The sequence below is a fragment of the Pseudomonas sp. PAMC 25886 genome (genome assembly GCF_000242655.1).
Lineage (GTDB): Bacteria > Pseudomonadota > Gammaproteobacteria > Pseudomonadales > Pseudomonadaceae > Aquipseudomonas.
This window is the reverse complement of the sequence record NZ_AHHC01000007.1, coordinates 171,990-190,579: the sequence shown is the minus strand read 5'-3', so window position 1 is coordinate 190,579 and position 18,590 is coordinate 171,990. Positions and strand designations below refer to the sequence as shown.

The window sequence follows — 18,590 nt, the reverse complement described above, 5'->3', positions numbered from 1 at the left end:
AGCCAGCTCCCACAGAAAAGCAGAGCTGCATCAGCATCAGTTTCAGATTTGGTTTTCGCTTTGGCTTTTGATCTGGCTTCTACCACTCAAGCCGGCCTGTAGGCCGCTGTGCTCTTGCTTTTGATCTTGATCTGACTGCCCCAATAAGCCCGAGGCCGAACGCAGGGATTGAGGAGCGGGTAAACCGGCAGGACGCCGGTTTAGCCGCGACGGGCCAGGGACGGGCCGTCGCGGCGGCCCGCGGAGCAATGCCGGAGTGAGGGAACACCGAGCCTAGGCGAGGGGCCGACAGGCGGGGCAGAGCGTTTTGGTTACTTTGCCGCTTTTGCAAAGTGACCCGCTGTAAGAGCGGAACCAATAGCGGCCGTTACCCAAGAAATGGATATACACCCCAACAGCGTCAGAGCCCAAACCGCTCCCGCTCATGCTCATACAACGGCCTTACCAACGCGAACTCATGGTCAATTTCATCCACCAACCGCCCCAAATCCGCAACCACAGGCCTGGCCGACCGATCCTCAAGCAACTGACAAAGCTCAGCCAACCGCACGGCCCCAAGGTTACCGCTACTCCCCTTGAAGCTATGGGCAATCCGCCCCAACGCCTTGGCATCATCCCGCGCCCGGCGCAGCGCCTCTACCCGCTTCTGCGAGTCATCGAGAAACGTGTCGAGCAGCTTCGGATACTCGCCCTCCATGACCTCCTGCAAGCCGGTCAGCACATCGGGGTCCAGATGAATCTCTGCCACTTGTTCGCTCCTTGATCAAGAATCGGCGGATTATGCCAGAGCCTTCCATGAAAACTCCACGCACACACACCGCCCGCCGTCAGTCCAGCCTACATCGCTGCTCAACTGACGTACCAGGCTCAACCCCCGACCAGACAGACGGTCAACATCCAGCGGCCTGGCCAGCACCTTCTCCACATCAAACCCCGGCCCACTGTCCTCGATCCGCAAGGTCAGGCAACCGCCCTCCCCGGCCGGCACCACATTCAGGTGCACCCGCACATACCCGCTGTTCACCTGCGCCAGCCGCTCATTACGCTCCCGGTAATACGCCGCAAACCCCTGGGCATCCCGCTTCAGCCGCGAATCCAGCCCCAGCACGCCATGCTCCAGGGCATTGGAATACAACTCAGCCATCACCGTGTACAACGCACCGCTCTGCTCGCGCAGCCCATGAATCTCCAACAGCAGTTGCAGCAAATACGGCAAAGGGTTGTAGGACTTGAGCGTCTCGGCACGAAATTCAAAGCTGACCGACCAATCCAGCGGCGACGACTGGCCGCTGTCGGAATACATCACCGACGGCGAGCGCAACACCTCCCCCGCCTGCAGGCTGATTTCCACCATGCTGATGTCATCGCGCACTTCACCGCGAAAACCCGCCAGGGCCTGCTCGATCTCCTCGAACAACCGGTCGGGCTCGCGATTGGCCGCAAACACCTGCTGCAAACGCTCGGCGCCAAACAATTGCTCGTGGGCATCGGCGGTGTCCAGCACGCCATCCGACAACAAGAACACCCGGTCACCCAGCGCCATCGGCCAGACTTCAGTGCGGTCATCAAACGCCTCGGCCGCCAATATGCCCAGCGGCAAATGCCGAGACAGCAGCGGCGTGCGCTTGCCGGTGGCGATTTCATGCACGTAGCCCTCGGGCATGCCGCCGTTCCACACTTCCACCACCCGCCGCTGGGCACTGAGGCACAGCAGGGTGGCGCAACAGAACATGTCCACCGGCAAGATGCGCTTGAGCTTGGCGTTCATCTCCCGCAACGTCTGCGCCAGGCCGTAACCCTTGGCGGTCATGCCGTAGAACACTTCCGCCAGGGGCATGGCGCCGACCGCGGCGGGCAAACCGTGGCCGGTGAAATCCCCCAGCAGCACATGCATGTCACCCGACGGCGTATAGGCGGCCAACAGTAAATCGCCGTTGAACAGCGCGTAGGGCGATTGCACGTAGCGAATATTCGGCGCGGCGTTGATACAGCCGGAGTGGGCGACCTTGTCGAACACCGCCTTGGCCACCCGCTGTTCCTGCAACAGATGGTCGTTGTGCCGGGCGATCAGGTCGCGCTGCTGTAATACCGTGGCCTGCAAGCGGCGCAGGCGGTCCATGGCGTTGATCTTCGCCGCCAGGATCACCTGGTTATAGGGTTTGGCCAGGAAGTCATCACCGCCCGCATCCAGGCACTGGGCCAGGGCTTCGCTCTCGCGCAGGGAGGTGAGGAAGATGATCGGCACCAGCGCTTCCCCCGCCAGGTGCTTGATCTGCCGGGCCGCCTCAAAGCCATCCATGACCGGCATCAGTGCGTCCATCAACACCAACTGCGGCCGCTCGCGGATGAACACTTGCACCGCTTCCTCGCCGTTGCTGGCGGTGATCACCTGGTGCCCCTGGCGGCGCACGATGGTCGACAGCAACAACAGGTCAGCGGCGCTGTCTTCGGCGATCAACACCGTCAGCGCCTCAAGGACCGGGGCCAGGACGCTCAAGTGAGGTCGAACAGTTTGTCGAAGTTGGAAATGGCGAGGATCTTGCGCACGTCGGAGTTGCTGTTGACCACCTGCACTTCGGCATTGTCGCCTCCGGCATGGTCACGCAACAGCAGGAGCATGCCCAGGGCCGAGCTGTCCATGTAGGTGGTTTCCTTCAAGTCCACCACGTAGATCTCGGGCACCTTGTAGAACCGCTCGTAGGCATCACGAAAGGCCTGGTGGCTACCGAAATCGAATCGCCCCCTGACGGTGATCGTCAACTTCGTCCCGTCCAGGGACACTTCTGATTCGACTGACATACGACTGCTTCCTTGTCATTGGCAATGTGCAACAAGGTTTAGCAGGTGATGGGGAAGTGGGCAAATCCATGCAGCAGCGGCGGCGTGGTTAATAGGGGTTTTGGCGGGGAAGACGTTGGGACAGCTCATCGAGCAATTTCTGCTCGCGTTTGTCTTCCAGCGCACGGGCTTCGTCGATGTAGCGCTGCACCAGCTTGCGCAGGCCTTCGACCCGGGCGTAGGCCTGTTGCCAACTGTCGCGGGCCTTGTCGACGTTGGCCTGGTGCCACGCCAGGCTCTGGCGTTGCTGGCCGACAGCGGTTTCCAGTTGATTGAGAAAGCCCTGGTACCCCATCAGCCATTGCCCGGACACGCCCTTGCTGCCGCGCTCGATCCACTGTTGCTGATACTCGCCGCGAAAGCGCTCCAGGTCGCCCAGTTTGCTTTCCGCCAGGCGAACCTGGCCCTGGAAGTACCCCAGGCGCTGGACGGCGGTCTTTTCGGCTTTTTCGGCCATGTCCACCACTGGGGCAAGGCGCGCGGCACGCGTGTTGGCCATGGGTTATCCGCCTGGCGCCGGCGCGAATATGGTGCCCAGGTGCGCCTCGCTTTCACCCATGCTGATCTTGTCGTTGAGGCCCTGGCGCAGGTAGGTCACCAGTTGCGGTTGCAGGGCAATCGCCAGGTCGGTCTCGCGATCACCACCGGCCACGTAGGCGCCCACGCTGATCAGGTCGCGGCTCTGTTGATAGCGCGACCAGAGTTGCTTGAACTGCTGCGCGCGCATCATGTGCTCGGGTGTGACCACCGACGGCATCACCCGGCTGATGGAGGCTTCGATGTCGATGGCCGGGTAGTGCCCTTCCTCGGCCAAGCGCCGGGACAGCACGATGTGCCCGTCGAGCACGCCCCGTGCCGAGTCGGCAATCGGGTCCTGCTGGTCATCGCCTTCGGACAGCACGGTGTAGAACGCGGTGATCGAACCGCCACCGGCCTCGGAGTTACCGGCGCGCTCCACCAGCTTGGGCAGCTTGGCGAACACCGACGGCGGATAACCCTTGGTGGCCGGCGGCTCGCCGATGGCCAGGGCGATTTCCCGCTGGGCCTGGGCGAAACGGGTCAGGGAGTCCATCAGCAACAGGACGTTCTTGCCCTTGTCGCGAAAATATTCGGCGATGCGTGTGCAGTACATCGCGGCGCGCAGGCGCATCAGCGGCGCGTCGTCCGCCGGCGAGGCGACCACGACGGAACGCTTGAGGCCTTCTTCGCCCAGGCTGTGCTCGATGAATTCCTTCACCTCGCGGCCCCGCTCGCCGATCAGCCCTACCACGATGATGTCGGCCTCGGTGAAGCGCGTCATCATGCCCAGCAACACCGACTTACCCACGCCGGTACCGGCGAACAGGCCCAGGCGCTGGCCACGGCCCACCGTCAATAAACCGTTGATGCTGCGAATGCCCACGTCCAGCGGCACGCTGATGGGGTTACGCTTGAGCGGGTTGATGGTCGGGCCGTCCATGGGCACCCAGTCTTCCGCCTTCATCCCGCCCTTGCCGTCGAGGGCGCGGCCGGCGCCGTCGAGTACGCGACCGAGCATGCTCATGCCCATCGGCAGGCGGCCCGTATCAGCCAGCGGCACCACGCGGGCGCCGGGGGCAATACCGGCAACGCTGCCAACCGGCATCAGGAATACTTTGCTGCCGGAAAAACCCATCACTTCGGCTTCAACCTGCACCGGGTGGTAGCTGTCGTCGTTGATCACCATGCAGCGGCTGCCCATGGCGGCGCGCAGGCCTTCCGCTTCCAGGGTCAGGCCGACCATGCGCAGCAGGCGGCCCTCCAGGATCGGCTGGCCCGGCAACTCGGTGACGTCGGCATAGCCCCCCAGGCGTTTGGCGAAGCTGGTGCGATCAAGGCGCATCGGGGGTGTCCAGCTCAACGCTCAAGTCAGGCTCGGCGGGGTGCAGTGCCTGCTCGTGCAACTGGTCAAACAGCTTGGCCATGATCTGACTGATGCGCGTCTCGATCGTGGCGTCGATGCGGCTGTGTTCGGTCTCCACCCGGCAACCGCCGGGCAGCAGCGCGGCGTCTTCGACGATGCGCCAGGTTTCTTCATGGCGCTCGCGCAGGGCTTTGACCTGTTCGAAATCCTGCGGGTTGATGTACAACCGCACATTGCCGACGCCCAGGGGCAGCAGCTTGAGGGCTTCGCGCATCACGCTTTCGATTTGCGTGGAGTCCAGCGCCAGCTCGCGCTGAATCACCTGGCGAGCGATGTGTTCCACCAGGCCAACCATGGCTTTTTCGATCTGTGAGTCCTGCTCGGCAATCGGATCGAACAGGCTGCCCATCAGGGTTTCCAGGCTGGCGAGCTTGACGCTCAGCGCCGCCTCGGCTTCCTGGCGGACCTTGAGGGTGGTGCTGCGAAAGCCGTCTTTCTCACCGGTGGAAAAGCCCTCGTTGTAGGCTTCCTGGCGAATGCTTTCCAGCTCTTCCAGGGTCAGTGGCTGGACTTCTTCCAGCGGCACTTCTTCCATCTCGGCCGGCGGCTCTTCTACCGGTTCCGGCTCAGGCTCCGGGCGATGCGGGTCGAAACTGGGCAGCGACCAGACGTCGAACCCTCCGACGTCCCGTGCGCGAATCAGATCGCTGGGCGTCTCATCTTTGTTCGACATGCGCGGCGCCTTAAATCATTTCTTCGCCGCCCTTCCCACCGAGAACGATTTCTCCGGCTTCGGCCATACGGCGGGCAATGGTGAGGATTTCTTTCTGCGCGGTTTCCACGTCGCTGACGCGCACCGGGCCCTTGGCCTCGAGGTCGTCGCGCAGCAGTTCGGAAGCCCGCTTGGACATGTTCTTGAAGATCTTTTCCTTGACGCCTTCGTCGGAGCCTTTGAGGGCCAGCACCAGCACGTCGGAGGAGACTTCCCGCAGCAACGCCTGGATGCCACGGTCGTCGACATCGGAGAGGTTGTTGAACACGAACATGAGGTCTTCGATCTGCACCGACAGGCTGTCGTCGATCTCGCGGATCGAGTCCATCAACTGGCCTTCCACCGAGCTGTCGAGGAAGTTCATGATGTCGGCCGCACGCTTGATGCCGCCCAACGTGGTACGCGAAGCGTTGGAATTGCCCGAGAACTGCTTCTCGAGAATCGTGTTGAGTTCTTTCAGGGCCGCCGGCTGCACGGTGTTCAACGACGAGACGCGCAGGATGATGTCCAGGCGCACCTTGTGGTCGAAATGGCCGAGCACTTCACCGGCCTGGTCGGGGTCGAGGTACGCCACCACGATCGCCTGGATCTGCGGGTGTTCGTAGCGGATCACATCGGCCACGGCTCGCGGCTCCATCCACTTCAGGCTGTCGAGGCCGCTGGTGTTGCCACCCAGCAGGATGCGGTCGATCAGGCCGTTGGCCTTGTCTTCGCCCAGGGCCGAGGTGAGCATCTTGCGAATGTAGCTGTCGGAGCCGACGCCCAGGCTGGTCTGGTCGCCGACGATCTCGACGAACTCGCTCATCACCTGCTCGACTTGCTCACGGTGCACATTGCGCATTTGCGCCATGGCCACGCCTACCCGTTGAACCTCTTTGGGGCCCATGTGGCGCAGCACTTGGGCGGCGTCGGTTTCTCCCAGGGACAGCAACAGCACGGCGGCTTTGTCGACCCGGGAGAGTTTGGCTACAGCGGCTCGAGCATCACTCATCTGCGTTAATCCACTCTTTCACGACCTGGGCCACACGACCCGGGTCTTCGGCCACCAGGCTCTTGATTGCGTTCAACTGAGCGTCATAACCCTCGCTCGGGCTCGGCAACAGAATGCTTTGCGGGCCACCAAGGCTCACGCGGTCGTTGGCCAGTTCGCCATCGAGACCGCCCATGCCCCCCAACTCGACATCGCCGCCTGCCAAAGCAAGCTGCTTTTTGCCGTGGCCGGTGATGTTGTTGAGCACCGGACGCAGCACGCCGAACACCAGCACCAGGATAAACAGCACACCCAGCACTTGCTTGACGATGTCCCAGAACCACGGCTGAGTATAGAACGCCGCCTCGGCGATGACTTCGCCACGCTCGGCGGAGAACGGCATATTGATCACGCTGACGCTGTCGCCACGGCTGGCATCGAAGCCCACCGCGTCCTGCACCAGGCGGGTGAAGCGCGCCAATTCATCGGCGCTCCACGGTGCACGAGTGACGGCGCCGTCAGCGGCGTTGACCTTGACCTGATCATCCACCACCACCGACACCGACAGGCGATTGATCCGGCCCTGCTGCTGCTTGGTGTGGCTGATGGAGCGGTCAAGCTCGAAGTTCTTGGTGGATTGTTGACGCTTGTCGGCCGGGTACGGCGCCAGCATCGGCTGGCCGGTGGCCGGGTCCATGATCTGCTGGCCGTTGGCGTCCAGCAGCGGCTGGCCAGGTTGCACCGCGCCTGCGGTAGCGGCAGCGCCACCGGTGGTTTGCGGGGCGGTAGCCGGGGTTGGCGGCTGGTTGCTCAGGGCACCCGGCACACCTTGCGGGCCATTGCTGGCGGTGCGTTGTTCAGTGGTCGACTGCTCGCTGCGCAGGGCCGGCTGGTCCGGGTTGAACTGCTCGGAAGTCGATTCGACCGCGCTGAAATCCACATCGGCCGACACTTCAGCCTTGTAGCGATCATTGCCCAACACCGGTTGCAGGATGTTGTGCACGCGCTGGGTCAGCATGCTTTCCATACGACGGCTGTAGTCGAACTGCTTGCCGGCCATGGTCAGCGAGGAGTTTTCCGCCATGTCGGACAGCAGGTTGCCCTTCTGGTCGACCACGGTGATTTGCGACTTGCTCAATTCGGGAACGCTGGTGGCCACCAGGTTGATGATCGCCAATACCTGGCCAGGCTCCAGCGAGCGGCCAGCAAACAGTTCGACCAGTACCGAGGCGCTGGGCTTGCGCTCGTCGCGAACAAACACCGAGCTTTTCGGAATTGCCAGGTGCACGCGGGCACCCTTGACGTTGTTCAACGCGGAAATGGTACGCGCCAGTTCGCCTTCCAGGCCGCGACGGTAGCGGGTGGCTTCCATGAACTGGCTGGTGCCCAGGCCCTGGTCCTTGTCGAGGATCTCAAAGCCGATATTGGCGTCGGAGGGGGTCACGCCGGCGGCCGCCAGTTTCATGCGCGCACGGGCTACATCATCGGCCTTGACCAACAGGGCGCCGGAATTCGGTTCGACGGTGTAGGCAATATCTGCCGCCGCCAGGGTTTCCATGATTTGCTTGGAATCCATGCCCGCCAGGCTGCCGTACAGCGGGCGGTAATCCGGTTGCTGGGACCACAGCACCACGGCAAAACCAATCGCCACGCTGGCAGCCAGGCCGACCATCAGGCCCACCTGACGCAGCATGGTCATCTCGGAGAGGTTTTCCAGGAACGACAGGCCAAACAGCGGCGGCTTGCCGTCTGCCTTGGCGGGTGCGTTATCCACGACTGCTTCTGCCATGACTCAAATCGTCCTTAAACCGGCATCTGCATGATGTCTTGATAGGCTTGAACCAGCTTGTTGCGCACCTGGGTCAACGCCTGGAATGAAACGCTGGCTTTTTGCGAGGCGACCATCACGTCGGTGAGGTCCACGCCGCTTTTGCCGATCTCGAAGGCGGTCGCCAACTGATTGGAAGCCTGCTGGGTATCGCTGACCTTGTTGATGGCCTGGCCGAGCATGTCGGCAAAGCTGCTCTGACCCAATTCCGGTACGGCTTGCGCGGCGGATTTCGGTTGAGACATGGCATCCATTTGCATGGACCGCATATCCAACATCAACCGATTGAATTCAACACCTTGGCTCATGAACGTTCTCTCCGACGACCCGCAATTTTTTGACACTACGCAACGGTTACTGGGGTGGTAGCAACAAGGGTGCCAGCTCCGTGGCAATTCGTAAGAAAAGGCGACTAACCCTGTCGGCTTCGAGAATTCTCAAGTGGCGTAGAGGTAGGCTTCCACGTCCATCCCGGCATCGCGCATCTGTGCCAGCTTGTAGCGCAAGGTGCGCGGGCTGATGCCCAGGCGCTCGGCGGCCTCTTTGCGGCGGCCGCGCTCGGAGCGCAGGGTGTCGATGATCATCTGGAATTCGCGGCGGCGCAGGTCGTCGCCCAAGGCACCGGCCGACTCGGCAGACGCGGCTTCAATCAGCGGCGCAAGCGCCAGCGTCGGCAAGGGCGCAGCGCCCGTACCCATGGCCAGGCAGAAATCCTGGGGCTGGATCAGGCCTCCCTGCTGTAAAATCAACGCACGCTGGATCGCATTGTCCAATTCCCGCACGTTGCCGGGCCATGGGTAGCTGATCAGGCAGGCCTGGGCGTCGGCCGACAGGCGCGCCTGGGCATGCTTCATTTTATTGACGTGCTTGCTCAGCAAGCGCTCTGCCAGCGGGATGATGTCTGCCGGACGCTCGCGCAACGGGCGCCAGGCCAACGGGAACACCGAGAGCCGGTAGAACAAATCCTCACGGAAGCGCCCCGCCGCCACTTCGCCCGCCAGGTCGCGGTTGGTGGTGGCAACCACGCGGATGTCCAGCTGGATCGGCTTGCGCGCCCCCACCCGCTCCACTTCGCGCTCCTGCAATACCCGCAGCAACTTGGCTTGCAGGCCCAGGGGCATTTCGGAGATTTCGTCGAGCAGGATCGTGCCGCCGTCCGCCTGTTCGAACTTGCCGGCCTGCGCCGCGATGGCGCCGGTGAACGAACCTTTCTCATGGCCGAACAAGGTGGCTTCGAGCATGTTGTCGGGGATGGCCGCGCAGTTGATCGCAATGAACGGCTGGCTGGCGCGATGGGATTGCTGGTGAATGTAGCGCGCCAGCACTTCCTTGCCGGTGCCGGACTCACCGGAGATCAGCACGGTGGAGTCGCTGCGGGCCACGCGGGCGGCCAGTTCCAGCAATTGCGCACTGGCCGGCTCGAAGGCAATCGGACCTTCACCCTCGGCGGCGCCGAGGGTGCCAAGGGCGTGCCGGGCGACCAGCTCGATCAAAGCTTTTGGTTCGAAGGGTTTGACCAGGTAATCCGCGGCGCCCTGGCGCATGGCATCGACGGCACGCTCCACCGCGCCGTGGGCGGTCATCAACAGCACCGGCAACTGCGGCTGACGCCCACGCAACAGGCCGAGCAATTGATGGCCATCCATGCCCGGCATGTTCACGTCACTGACCACCAGGCTGAAGGACTCCTGATCGACCGCCGCCAAGGCTTCTTCGGCCGAACCGACCGCCCGGTAGTCATGGCCCGCCAGCAGCAGCGTGTCAGCCAATGCTTCACGCAGGGCGCGATCGTCTTCAACCAATAAAACCTTGATAGCCATGACCTTTTACTCCGCGCTGACGGCGCATGAAAACAGCGGCAGCGTGATCAACGCGCACGTGCCTCGACCCAACCGGGAATGCAGCTGCAATTCTCCCTGATGCGCACGGGCGACCGCCTTGACCACGGTCAGGCCCAGGCCAGTACCGTTGGTTTTGGTGGTGAAGAATGGCTCGCCCAGGCGTTGCAGCACCACCGGCTCAATCCCGCTGCCACTGTCGCTGATGCTCAGGCGCAAGGTGTCGCCACGGTTGTACAGGTGCACTTTGAGCCGCGCCCCGGGGCCACTGGCCTGGGTCGCGTTTTCGATCAGGTTGAGCAGCGCGCCCACCAGGGTGTCGCGGTTGCACAGCAGCTCGCCGTGATGGCTGTCGCACTGCCAACGAACTGAAGCTTCCTGGACATGCGTCGCGGCGGCAGCTTGCAGCGACTGCATCAACGCGGCGGGGGTGACGCGGTCGGTCAGCGGCAACTCGCCGCGGGCAAACACCAGCATGTCGCGCACTTGATGTTCCAGCTCGTGCAGGCGCTCTTTGAGGCGACCGGCAAAACGCTGGTGGGTGGCGGCCGGCAATTGCTCATCAGTCAAATGACTGGCGTAGATCAGCGCGGCGGACAATGGCGTACGAATCTGATGCGCCAGAGAAGCGACCATCCGCCCCAGCGACGACAGGCGCTCATGGCGAGCCAACTGGTCTTGCAGATGACGGGTTTCGGTCAGGTCGTTGAGCAGCACCAACTGGCCGGGCTCGGCATCCAGGGAACGGGTGGCGATGGACAGGCGGCGCCCGTCCTTGAGGGAGATTTCGTGGCCGTCGTCTTCTCGCGGCGCAAAGCAGCGGGTGATGACTTCGCGCCACAGCTCGCCCTCCAGGGGCAGGCCGAGCATGTCGCAGGCTGCCGGGTTGGCTTCGCGCACGCGGCCCTGGTCGTCGATGACGATCACGCCACCGGGCAACAGGTCGAGGAGGTTTTGCAGACGGTTGGCCAGGCGTTCTTTCTCGGCCAGCTCTTCCATGCGCTGGGCACTGACCACCGCCAACTCGCCTTTGAGCTCGGAAACCCGGGCTTCCAACAGGCTGTAGGAGTCAGTCAACTGGCTCGACATCTGGTTGAACAGGGAAAACGCCTGCTCAAGCCCAAGGCGGCTGATCTGCTCTACGGAGGGGGCAGGCCCCTGAATGTCAGGGACCGAAGATAGTTGGGCGGCGTGGGGCATCATGCTCTCTCGCTTGGCTGACCGTCAGTTAAACGGAACGTTGCGAGTGCTGTAGCAATACCCGTGCCTAAAAAAATAGGCTTAGTTTTCAGTCAGTTGAAAAACAGGCGTCAATCATCCGCCTGTTCATCACCTTCGCGACGGCTCATGCCGTACTTGCGCATCTTCTCCACCAGGGTGGTACGACGGATACGCAGGCGTTCGGCGGCGCGGGCGACGATGCCGTTGGCGTCGTCGAGCGCTTGCTGGATAAGGCCTTGCTCGAGGCTACCGAGGTAGTCCTTCAAGTCCAGGCCTTCGGGCGGCAGCATGGCGGTGGAACCGAAGTCCGGCGTATGGCCGTTGATGGCCACGCGCTCTTCCAGGTCGCTGCGCAGGCTGTCGACCAACTGCTCGTCTTCGTCGTCGACGTAGCGAAATTTCTTCGGCAGCTCGACCACGCCGATCACCCCGTACGGGTGCATGATCGCCATGCGCTCCACCAGGTTGGCCAGCTCGCGGACGTTGCCCGGCCAGCCGTGGCGGCACAGGGACATGATCGCCGCCGAATTGAAGCGAATCGAGCCGCGCTTTTCGTGTTCCATGCGCGAGATCAGTTCGTTCATCAGCAGCGGGATGTCTTCGACGCGCTCGCGCAGGGGCGCCATTTCGATCGGGAATACGTTGAGGCGGTAGTACAGGTCTTCGCGGAAGCTGCCGACCTCGATCATGCTTTCGAGGTTTTTGTGGGTGGCGGCAATAATGCGCACGTCGACGCTTTGGGTCTTGTTGCTGCCCACGCGCTCGAAGGTGCGCTCCTGCAGGACCCGCAGCAGCTTGACCTGCATCGGCAGCGGCATGTCGCCGATTTCGTCGAGGAACAGGGTGCCGCCGTTGGCCAGCTCGAAACGCCCGGCACGGCTGGTGATCGCCCCGGTAAAGGCGCCCTTCTCGTGGCCGAACAGTTCGCTTTCCAGCAGTTCTGCCGGGATCGCCCCGCAGTTGACCGGCACAAACGGCCCGTCGCGGCGCTTGGAATGGTAATGCAGGTTGCGTGCGACCACCTCCTTGCCGGTGCCGGACTCGCCGAGGATCAGCACGCTGGCGTCGGTGTCGGCCACTTGCTGCATCATCTGGCGCACGTGCTGGATCGCACGACTGGTGCCGACGAGGCTGCGGAACAGGTTGGGTTCGCGGTGACGGCCGCGCTCGCGGGCCTGGTCGTACATCTCGCGGTAGACCTGGGCACGGTGCAGGGAGTCGAGCAATTTGCTGTAGCTAGGGGGCATTTCGAGGGTGGAAAGCACGCGGCGGCGCTGGTCTTCCGGAAGGTCCACGGAAGAAATATCGCCCATCAGCAACACCGGAAGGAACTCATCCCAGGTTGACAGTGTCTTTAACAAGCCCAGAACGGCGCCAGGAGCGTTTACCGTCCCGATCAGCACACAAATGACTTCACGGCTCGACGTCAAAGAGCTGACCGCCTGCTGCCAGTCGTGGCTGCCGCAGGGTAGATTTTCTTCGCCAAGAAAATTCAGGATCACCGCCAGGTCGCGGCGCCGAACGCTATCGTCATCGATCAGCAGAATTTTGGTTTCACGCCACATGCAATAGCAACTTCCCTAGTAAAACTCTAATGCCCTCGAGTTGGGGCAATCTAGATTGCTGTAGGCATTTTCTGCGCTACGGCTTTCTGACGTCTGAAAATAGCACTAGTTAAGTCAAAAAATCGTGCACAGTCAAATTTATGACGCGCGGTGTTCGGATTAACTGAGCCTTCAGCCGAACATATGGTAAACCTTTGACGCGTGTTTAGCTCGGTTGAACTGCGACATCTCTTCGAAAATAGCCTGGCGCTCCCCTGTTGTCGCTTCAAGCAACTGCTGGTAGACCGAAAGCAAGTCTTCCAGTTTTGCCCGAATGGCCGCCTCATCCGCCGAATCCTCGTTGAGCGCAGCATCGATCAACGCGCGGCAGCCCAAATCCAGTTCGCCGATTGCACTCCAGTTGCGCTCAGCCAACGCCTCGGACAGCGCTTCACGGGTCTCGTCGATTTTTTGCAATGCTTGGCTCATGACATCGTCCTCAGGCCTCGCGGCCTACTGTACCTCTGTGGCAATACCATCCCAGCCTTCCTTGAGCGTAATCAAAAGACCTGCGACCTCATCGATCATCGCAGCGTCGTTCTGACGGTTGGCTTCCAGCAGGCGCATGCTCATGAAGGCATACAGGTTATCCAACTGCTGCAGCGCGATCGGGTCCGGTGTCTTCTCGGGGTTAAGACCGTCACGCAACCCGACGAGGATGTCCACTGCCTTGCCCAGCATCAACCCCTTCTGCGCGATATCACCGCGAGCCATCGCACCCTTGGCCTGCGCCATACGATCCAGCGCGCCTTCCATCAGCAACTGCACCAGGCGGTGCGGGCTGGCTTCGGAGATCTGGGCGTGGGTGTTGACCTTCTGGTATTGGCGAAGGGCTCTCATGGGATTCATGTTTCTACCTCGTGACAGGCGACAACTAAAAAGGGTGGATGCTGATTATTATGTCGACGGCGTTACACAAAACTTTAGCCCGCCTGGCGCTGTGACACAGCGCCTTGGGCGGGCTTTATCCGCGCCCCCGTCAGGTGGTCTTCGGATTGTTCAGCGAGTTGAGCGTGGTCATTACGCTGTCGCCTTGGGCCTTGAGCTGGGCAACCAGGGAGTCCATCGCGTTGTACTTAACCGTCAGGGAGGCCGTCAGGGCGTCAGAGCGCGTGTTCAGGGCGGTCTGTTGGTTGGTCAAATCCCTGAGGTTATCCTGCAGCGTCGAGGACTTTTCGGCGAACACCCCGGTCTTGCTCAGCGCAAAGTTGGCGGTGGCATTCGTCAGGCTTGCCAACAGTCCGTTGGGGCCGGTGAAGATGCTGTTGATGTCGGAGCCGTTTGTGAGGGCCGCCTTGTCAAACGCCACATCACTGACGCTCAGGGTGCCCGCTGTCTGGTCCGTGGTCACGCCAAACTGCGCCAGGGATGAAAACGAGCCGCTACCGGTCACCGAGTTCATCACGTTGCGGATCGACGCCATCATGCTGCGCACCGAACTGTCCCCGGTCAACGGGCCTGGCGTGACGGAACCGTCGGCATTGGTGGTGACCTGAGTCTCGGCATTCACAGCCTTGACCAACGCACTGTAGGTGTCTGTGAAGCCTTTGACTGCCGACTTCAGGGTTGCGCTGTTCGCAGACACTTTTATCGTCGAAGGGGCATCGGTCCCCGAACCCCCCGTCAAGGTAATGCTCACACCACTGATTGCGTTGGGCAGGGTATTGCTCGTGGACTCTTGAGGGCTGCCATCAAGGTTATACTTGGCGTTCTGCGGCGCCGAGCCCACAACCGTCGCACCCGTATCCAGGCCCGAGGAACCCTTGAAGGTGATGTCGCTACCGACACCGGTCGTCGACGATGTGACCACCAACCGCGAACCGTTGGAGTCAGTCAGGATGTTGGCACTCAAGCCCGCGTTGCCGTACTGCGAGTTGAGCGAATCGCGCACCTGCTGCAGGGTTCCGCCCGGTGGCACACTGACACTGTAATTCTTGCCGGACTGGGAGACTGTAAACACCGTCGCCGAGACCCCGGAATTGACAACGGCGGTCGGCCCGCCAGGAATTACTGCCGTGGAGACCTTTGACGCCGTGGCCAATTGGGTGACACCCAGCGTAAAATTGCCGGCGGCGGCACCTGGGCCCAACGTGACCGTCGCGAGCTTGTCGTTCGAAAGCGTCGAACTCAAGCCGCTGAAGTTAACGGTCTTGGTCATGGTGTCCAGCGCGCCCCGGAACGCGTCCAGGGCCGCCTGGATCTTACCGATTGAGGTCAGTTGCGCAGTGGATGTTTTGGTCTGGCTGTCGATCTGCGCTTGCTTGGGTGCGGTTTGCGCCCCCACCAACGACTTAACAAGACCCTGAACGTCGATGCCCGTACCCGGGCCGTTGACCGTTAGACCTGCTACGACTGTCATCGTCTTTCTCCTAATCCGGGGCTGATGCTTTATTGACGAATCACGCTCTAGGCAGTTTTCGCAACAAAGTTCATGCCAGTTTAGACCTTGGCGTCAAACAGCAAGCTGCTGGCGTCATGAAGGCTCTGGGCGAGTTTCAGGGCCAATTCCGACGGAATCTGGCGAATGACCTCACCGCTTTCGGTCGCAATGACCTTGACCACAACCTGGTGGGTGGAGTCATCAATGGAAAAATCCAGTTTGCGCTGGGCAGCCTGGATGAATTCGTTTATGTCGTTGACCGCTTTTTTCAAATCGGTGTGGCTCGCTGGCTGCTGCTGGGCATCTTTCGCGCCAACAACGGCGTCCACCTTGGGCTTCTGCGGATCGGCACTGACAGGAGCAGGTGCATTCTGTGGCGCTGCCGCAGGGTAAGACAGGTTCAGTTTGACGCTCATGTCCATGACCAATCACCTCATTAGACAAAAGACAAAAGGGCACGTAAACGCGCCCTTCCGTCAGTTACCAAGCGCCGGGATTACTGAAGCAGCTTCAGTACAGCGGATGGCAGTTGGTTCGCCTGGGACAGGATCGCAGTCGAAGCCTGTTGCAGGGTTTGTTGCTTGGTCAGCTGAGCAGTTTCAGCGGCGAAGTCAACGTCCTGGATCACGCCACGGGCAGCGGTGGAGTTATCCGAGATGCTCTGCAGGTTGGCGATGGTGTTGTCGAAACGGTTTTGTACAGCACCGAGGTCAGCACGCTGGGAGTCGATGGTGGACAGTGCTTGGGTCAGCACGTCTACCGCGCTCTGTGCGTTGGCAGCGGTGGTCACATCAGTGTTGCTGACAACGACTTTAGCCGAGTTGACAGCGTTGGTGCCGGTTGCGGCGAACAAACCGGCAACACCACCACCGGTACCAGTCAGCGAGTAGCTGGAGCTGGAGTTCAACGAGATAGCGCCGGTAGCAATGAGGGTAGTTGCGGCCAGGCTGGTAGGAGTAGCGTTGAACTTGCCGTCGCCGCCTTTGGTGGCGATGCTCATCAACTGGCCGCCGGCATCAGCGTTAGCGAAGGTGAAGTTCTCACCCGAGTCGGATTTGATCGACAGGGAATTGGTCGACTGATCGAAGTTAACGCTGATGCCCAGCTTGGCAGCGTTGGAGTTCAGTTGGCCTGCCAGGTCAGCAGCGCTGGTGATACCGGTGAACGAAACAGTAGTGGCGCTAGGACCGCTACCGACTGTCAGGTCGAACTTACCGTTTGGAGTAGCAGCCGGGAAGCTGGCAGGTACAGTGAACTTAAGTTCAGTACTGGCGGAGGCCTGCAGGCCGCCGACTGCGCCGTTCAGTTGGGCAGCGATATCCTTGGCCGAAGCACCATCTGCGATGGCCAGCGAAGCAGAGGTCTGGCCGCCACCGGTCACACTGATGGTACCGGCTGCAATACCGGTAGCCGTAGGTGTTTGGGCAGAAGACAGCAGCTGCTGCGAACCAATGTTGTTAGCCGATACGTTGCCCAGGCTCATGTTGATGGTCTGGTTGGCGTTGGCGCCCACTTGGAAAGCGGTAGTACCGAAAGAACCGTCCAGCAGGTTACGACCACCGAAAGTGGTGGTAGAAGCGATACGGGTCAATTCAGAAGTCAGAGCCGCGTACTGAGCCTGGTTCGACTTACGGTCGTCAGCGCTGAGCGAGCCGTTAGCGGACGACAGAGCCAGGGAACGCATGGTCTGCAGGATGTTGGTGGATTGCTGCATCGCGCCTTCAGCAGTTTGCGCGATGGAGTTACCGTCACCGGCGTTCTTGATGGCAACGCCCAGGCCGTTGATCTGGCTGGTCAGACGACCAGCGATTTGCAGGCCGGCCGCATCGTCTTTGGCGCTGTTGATACGCAGGCCGGAGGACAGGCGCTGCATGGAAGTTTGCAGGGCGCTGGAAGCCTTGTTCAGGTTGTTCTGAACGGTCAACGAAGCAAGGTTGGTGTTTACTGTTAATGCCATGACGAAATCCTCGTGGGTGGTGTACTGCGGCTTCCGGCCCTGGCAACCGCCGGGTGTGGCCTAGAGAACCTTCGTAATAGTTATCGTCGTGAAAGCAGGTTGCTTGAGGACTTTTTTGATTTTTTTTACTGGCGCCGTGCCACCCCTTTTAATTCAAGCATTTACGATAGCCCAAACCCCAGCAATTGTTGGCTTTCTGGCGCCAAATAAAAAACGCCCATGATCTTTCGATCATGGGCGTTTTTTTGTGCAGCGCCTTTAAGCCATCAAGGGCGGTGCAAAATCGCCGAACCCCAGGACAGCCCCACACCAAAACCACTGATGGCGACGCGCTTCCAGGTGGAGTCGAGCATGTGCTTTTCCAGCAGCAGCGGAATGCTCGAGGACACGGTATTGCCGGTCTCGACCATGTCCTTGATGAACTTGTCCACCGGCGCGTCTTCGAAACGCCGGGCCACGGCGTCGACAATCGCCGCACTGCCCTGGTGGATGCAGAACGCATCGATCTCGTCAGCCTTGAGGTCCGATTCGTTGAGCAGCTCGTGCAAATGCGCCGGCACCTTGAGCAAGGCGAAGTTGAACACCTGGCGGCCGTTCATGAAGAACACGCCGTCGCTGACCTTCAGGTGCGGTGCACCGGAACCGTCAGTGCCGAACTTGGACTTGCCCAACTGCCAGGGCGCGTCTTCACCCATCCAGGTGGCGGTCGCAGCATCGCCGAACAGCATGGTGGTGTTGCGGTCTTCCGGGTCGACGATCTTGGAGTACGGGTCGGCAGTCACCAACAGGCCGTTTTTCAGGCCAGTGGCTTCCATGAAGCCCTTCATCGCATAGATGCCGTAGACGTAGCCCGAGCAGCCCAGGGAAATGTCAAAGGCCGCCACGTGCGTCGGCAGGCCCAATTTGTCCTGGACGATGGCCGCGGTGTGAGGCAAACCCTCTTCGTCGCCGTTCTGGGTGACGACGATCAGCGCGTCAATGGATTCGCGCTTCAAATCGGGGTTGTTGGCAAACAAGGCGTTGACCGCCTCCACGCACAGATCGGAAGTTTCCTGCGCGGCATCCTTGCGCGGCAGGAACGCCGAACCGATCTTGCCAATGATGAATTCTTCATCCTTGGCGAATTTGGCACCCTGGGCGTAGTTATCAATCCCGTCTGCCGGCACGTAACTGGCGATGCTTTTTATGCCAATCATTGTGGCTTCCCAATACTAAATAGCTGGAGAACACCCCGCGAAACACGTCGCCGGGTGCTGACAATAATGGGGATAACCCCGCAAAAAACTCGCCGAAAACCGCC

18 protein-coding genes are annotated in these 18,590 nt (G+C 61.1%); all 18 read right to left on the bottom strand.

The window, feature by feature from the left end; genetic code table 11:
• Positions 1-400: 400 nt before the first annotated feature.
• A complete protein-coding gene (locus MUM_RS0101170; RefSeq protein WP_010166067.1) occupies positions 401-748 on the bottom strand; it encodes an Hpt domain-containing protein in 348 nt (115 codons plus the stop codon).
• 30 nt (positions 749-778) lie between these two features.
• Positions 779-2,497 (bottom strand): ATP-binding SpoIIE family protein phosphatase, encoded by a 1,719-nt coding sequence (locus MUM_RS0101165; RefSeq protein WP_010166065.1) that lies wholly within the window; start codon positions 2,495-2,497, stop codon positions 779-781.
• Positions 2,494-2,799 carry an STAS domain-containing protein gene (locus MUM_RS0101160; RefSeq protein ID WP_010166062.1) on the bottom strand — a complete coding sequence of 102 codons (306 nt, stop codon included), beginning with the start codon at positions 2,797-2,799 and terminating at the stop codon, positions 2,494-2,496. Before MUM_RS0101160 ends, MUM_RS0101165 begins: the two co-directional genes overlap by 4 nt.
• 88 nt (positions 2,800-2,887) lie before the next feature.
• Complete coding sequence (gene fliJ, locus MUM_RS0101155; protein WP_008434833.1) at positions 2,888-3,337, bottom strand: flagellar export protein FliJ; 450 nt, start codon at positions 3,335-3,337, stop codon at positions 2,888-2,890.
• 3 nt (positions 3,338-3,340) lie between these two features.
• Positions 3,341-4,699 (bottom strand): flagellar protein export ATPase FliI, encoded by a 1,359-nt coding sequence (gene fliI, locus MUM_RS0101150; protein WP_010166057.1) that lies wholly within the window; start codon positions 4,697-4,699, stop codon positions 3,341-3,343.
• Positions 4,689-5,453: a flagellar assembly protein FliH gene (gene fliH / locus MUM_RS0101145; protein WP_010166055.1), complete on the bottom strand. Its 765-nt coding sequence runs from the start codon at positions 5,451-5,453 to the stop codon at positions 4,689-4,691. Before fliH ends, fliI begins: the two co-directional genes overlap by 11 nt.
• A gap of 10 nt (positions 5,454-5,463) precedes the next feature.
• Positions 5,464-6,483: a flagellar motor switch protein FliG gene (gene fliG / locus MUM_RS0101140; RefSeq protein ID WP_010166053.1), complete on the bottom strand. Its 1,020-nt coding sequence runs from the start codon at positions 6,481-6,483 to the stop codon at positions 5,464-5,466.
• A complete protein-coding gene (gene fliF, locus MUM_RS0101135; RefSeq protein WP_010166051.1) occupies positions 6,476-8,251 on the bottom strand; it encodes a flagellar basal-body MS-ring/collar protein FliF in 1,776 nt (591 codons plus the stop codon). Before fliF ends, fliG begins: the two co-directional genes overlap by 8 nt.
• Before the next feature lie 14 nt (positions 8,252-8,265).
• Complete coding sequence (gene fliE / locus MUM_RS0101130) at positions 8,266-8,598, bottom strand: flagellar hook-basal body complex protein FliE (RefSeq protein WP_010166049.1); 333 nt, start codon at positions 8,596-8,598, stop codon at positions 8,266-8,268.
• 129 nt (positions 8,599-8,727) lie between these two features.
• Positions 8,728-10,110, bottom strand: a complete 1,383-nt coding sequence (locus MUM_RS0101125) for a sigma-54-dependent transcriptional regulator (protein WP_010166047.1) — start codon at positions 10,108-10,110, stop codon at positions 8,728-8,730.
• Positions 10,111-10,116: 6 nt separating this feature from the next.
• Positions 10,117-11,328: a sensor histidine kinase gene (locus MUM_RS0101120; RefSeq protein ID WP_010166045.1), complete on the bottom strand. Its 1,212-nt coding sequence runs from the start codon at positions 11,326-11,328 to the stop codon at positions 10,117-10,119.
• A gap of 110 nt (positions 11,329-11,438) precedes the next feature.
• A complete protein-coding gene (locus tag MUM_RS0101115) occupies positions 11,439-12,914 on the bottom strand; it encodes a sigma-54 dependent transcriptional regulator (RefSeq protein ID WP_010166043.1) in 1,476 nt (491 codons plus the stop codon).
• Between the two features lie 171 nt (positions 12,915-13,085).
• A complete protein-coding gene (locus MUM_RS0101110) occupies positions 13,086-13,382 on the bottom strand; it encodes a hypothetical protein (protein ID WP_010166041.1) in 297 nt (98 codons plus the stop codon).
• 24 nt (positions 13,383-13,406) lie between these two features.
• Entirely contained in the window at positions 13,407-13,802 is a 396-nt protein-coding gene (gene fliS, locus MUM_RS0101105) for a flagellar export chaperone FliS (protein WP_010166039.1), read from the bottom strand.
• Positions 13,803-13,932: 130 nt separating this feature from the next.
• The gene (fliD, locus tag MUM_RS0101100) at positions 13,933-15,312 is read right to left on the bottom strand and encodes a flagellar filament capping protein FliD (RefSeq protein ID WP_029615724.1); all 1,380 of its coding nucleotides are present in this window, start codon (positions 15,310-15,312) and stop codon (positions 13,933-13,935) included.
• An 80-nt stretch (positions 15,313-15,392) separates the two neighbouring features.
• Positions 15,393-15,755, bottom strand: a complete 363-nt coding sequence (locus MUM_RS0101095; RefSeq protein ID WP_010166035.1) for a flagellar protein FlaG — start codon at positions 15,753-15,755, stop codon at positions 15,393-15,395.
• A gap of 74 nt (positions 15,756-15,829) precedes the next feature.
• On the bottom strand, positions 15,830-17,290 hold the full coding sequence (locus MUM_RS0101090; RefSeq protein WP_010166033.1) for a flagellin N-terminal helical domain-containing protein: 1,461 nt from the start codon (positions 17,288-17,290) through the stop codon (positions 15,830-15,832).
• A gap of 266 nt (positions 17,291-17,556) precedes the next feature.
• Positions 17,557-18,486 carry a ketoacyl-ACP synthase III gene (locus tag MUM_RS0101085; RefSeq protein WP_003214601.1) on the bottom strand — a complete coding sequence of 310 codons (930 nt, stop codon included), beginning with the start codon at positions 18,484-18,486 and terminating at the stop codon, positions 17,557-17,559.
• Between the last annotated feature and the right edge of the window lie 104 nt (positions 18,487-18,590).

Bases quoted from the DNA above. Each gene is read 5' to 3' on its own strand.
- MUM_RS0101160 (WP_010166062.1), bottom strand. From the start codon at position 2,799: ATGTCAGTCGAATCAGAAGTGTCCCTGGACGGGACGAAGTTGACGATC.
- fliJ (WP_008434833.1), bottom strand. From the start codon at position 3,337: ATGGCCAACACGCGTGCCGCGCGCCTTGCCCCAGTGGTGGACATGGCC.
- fliI (WP_010166057.1), bottom strand. From the start codon at position 4,699: ATGCGCCTTGATCGCACCAGCTTCGCCAAACGCCTGGGGGGCTATGCC.
- fliH (WP_010166055.1), bottom strand. From the start codon at position 5,453: ATGTCGAACAAAGATGAGACGCCCAGCGATCTGATTCGCGCACGGGAC.
- fliG (WP_010166053.1), bottom strand. From the start codon at position 6,483: ATGAGTGATGCTCGAGCCGCTGTAGCCAAACTCTCCCGGGTCGACAAA.
- fliF (WP_010166051.1), bottom strand. From the start codon at position 8,251: ATGGCAGAAGCAGTCGTGGATAACGCACCCGCCAAGGCAGACGGCAAG.
- fliE (WP_010166049.1), bottom strand. From the start codon at position 8,598: ATGAGCCAAGGTGTTGAATTCAATCGGTTGATGTTGGATATGCGGTCC.
- MUM_RS0101125 (WP_010166047.1), bottom strand. From the start codon at position 10,110: ATGGCTATCAAGGTTTTATTGGTTGAAGACGATCGCGCCCTGCGTGAA.
- MUM_RS0101120 (WP_010166045.1), bottom strand. From the start codon at position 11,328: ATGCCCCACGCCGCCCAACTATCTTCGGTCCCTGACATTCAGGGGCCT.
- MUM_RS0101115 (WP_010166043.1), bottom strand. From the start codon at position 12,914: ATGTGGCGTGAAACCAAAATTCTGCTGATCGATGACGATAGCGTTCGG.
- MUM_RS0101110 (WP_010166041.1), bottom strand. From the start codon at position 13,382: ATGAGCCAAGCATTGCAAAAAATCGACGAGACCCGTGAAGCGCTGTCC.
- fliS (WP_010166039.1), bottom strand. From the start codon at position 13,802: ATGAATCCCATGAGAGCCCTTCGCCAATACCAGAAGGTCAACACCCAC.
- fliD (WP_029615724.1), bottom strand. From the start codon at position 15,312: ATGACAGTCGTAGCAGGTCTAACGGTCAACGGCCCGGGTACGGGCATC.
- MUM_RS0101095 (WP_010166035.1), bottom strand. From the start codon at position 15,755: ATGGACATGAGCGTCAAACTGAACCTGTCTTACCCTGCGGCAGCGCCA.
- MUM_RS0101090 (WP_010166033.1), bottom strand. From the start codon at position 17,290: ATGGCATTAACAGTAAACACCAACCTTGCTTCGTTGACCGTTCAGAAC.
- MUM_RS0101085 (WP_003214601.1), bottom strand. From the start codon at position 18,486: ATGATTGGCATAAAAAGCATCGCCAGTTACGTGCCGGCAGACGGGATT.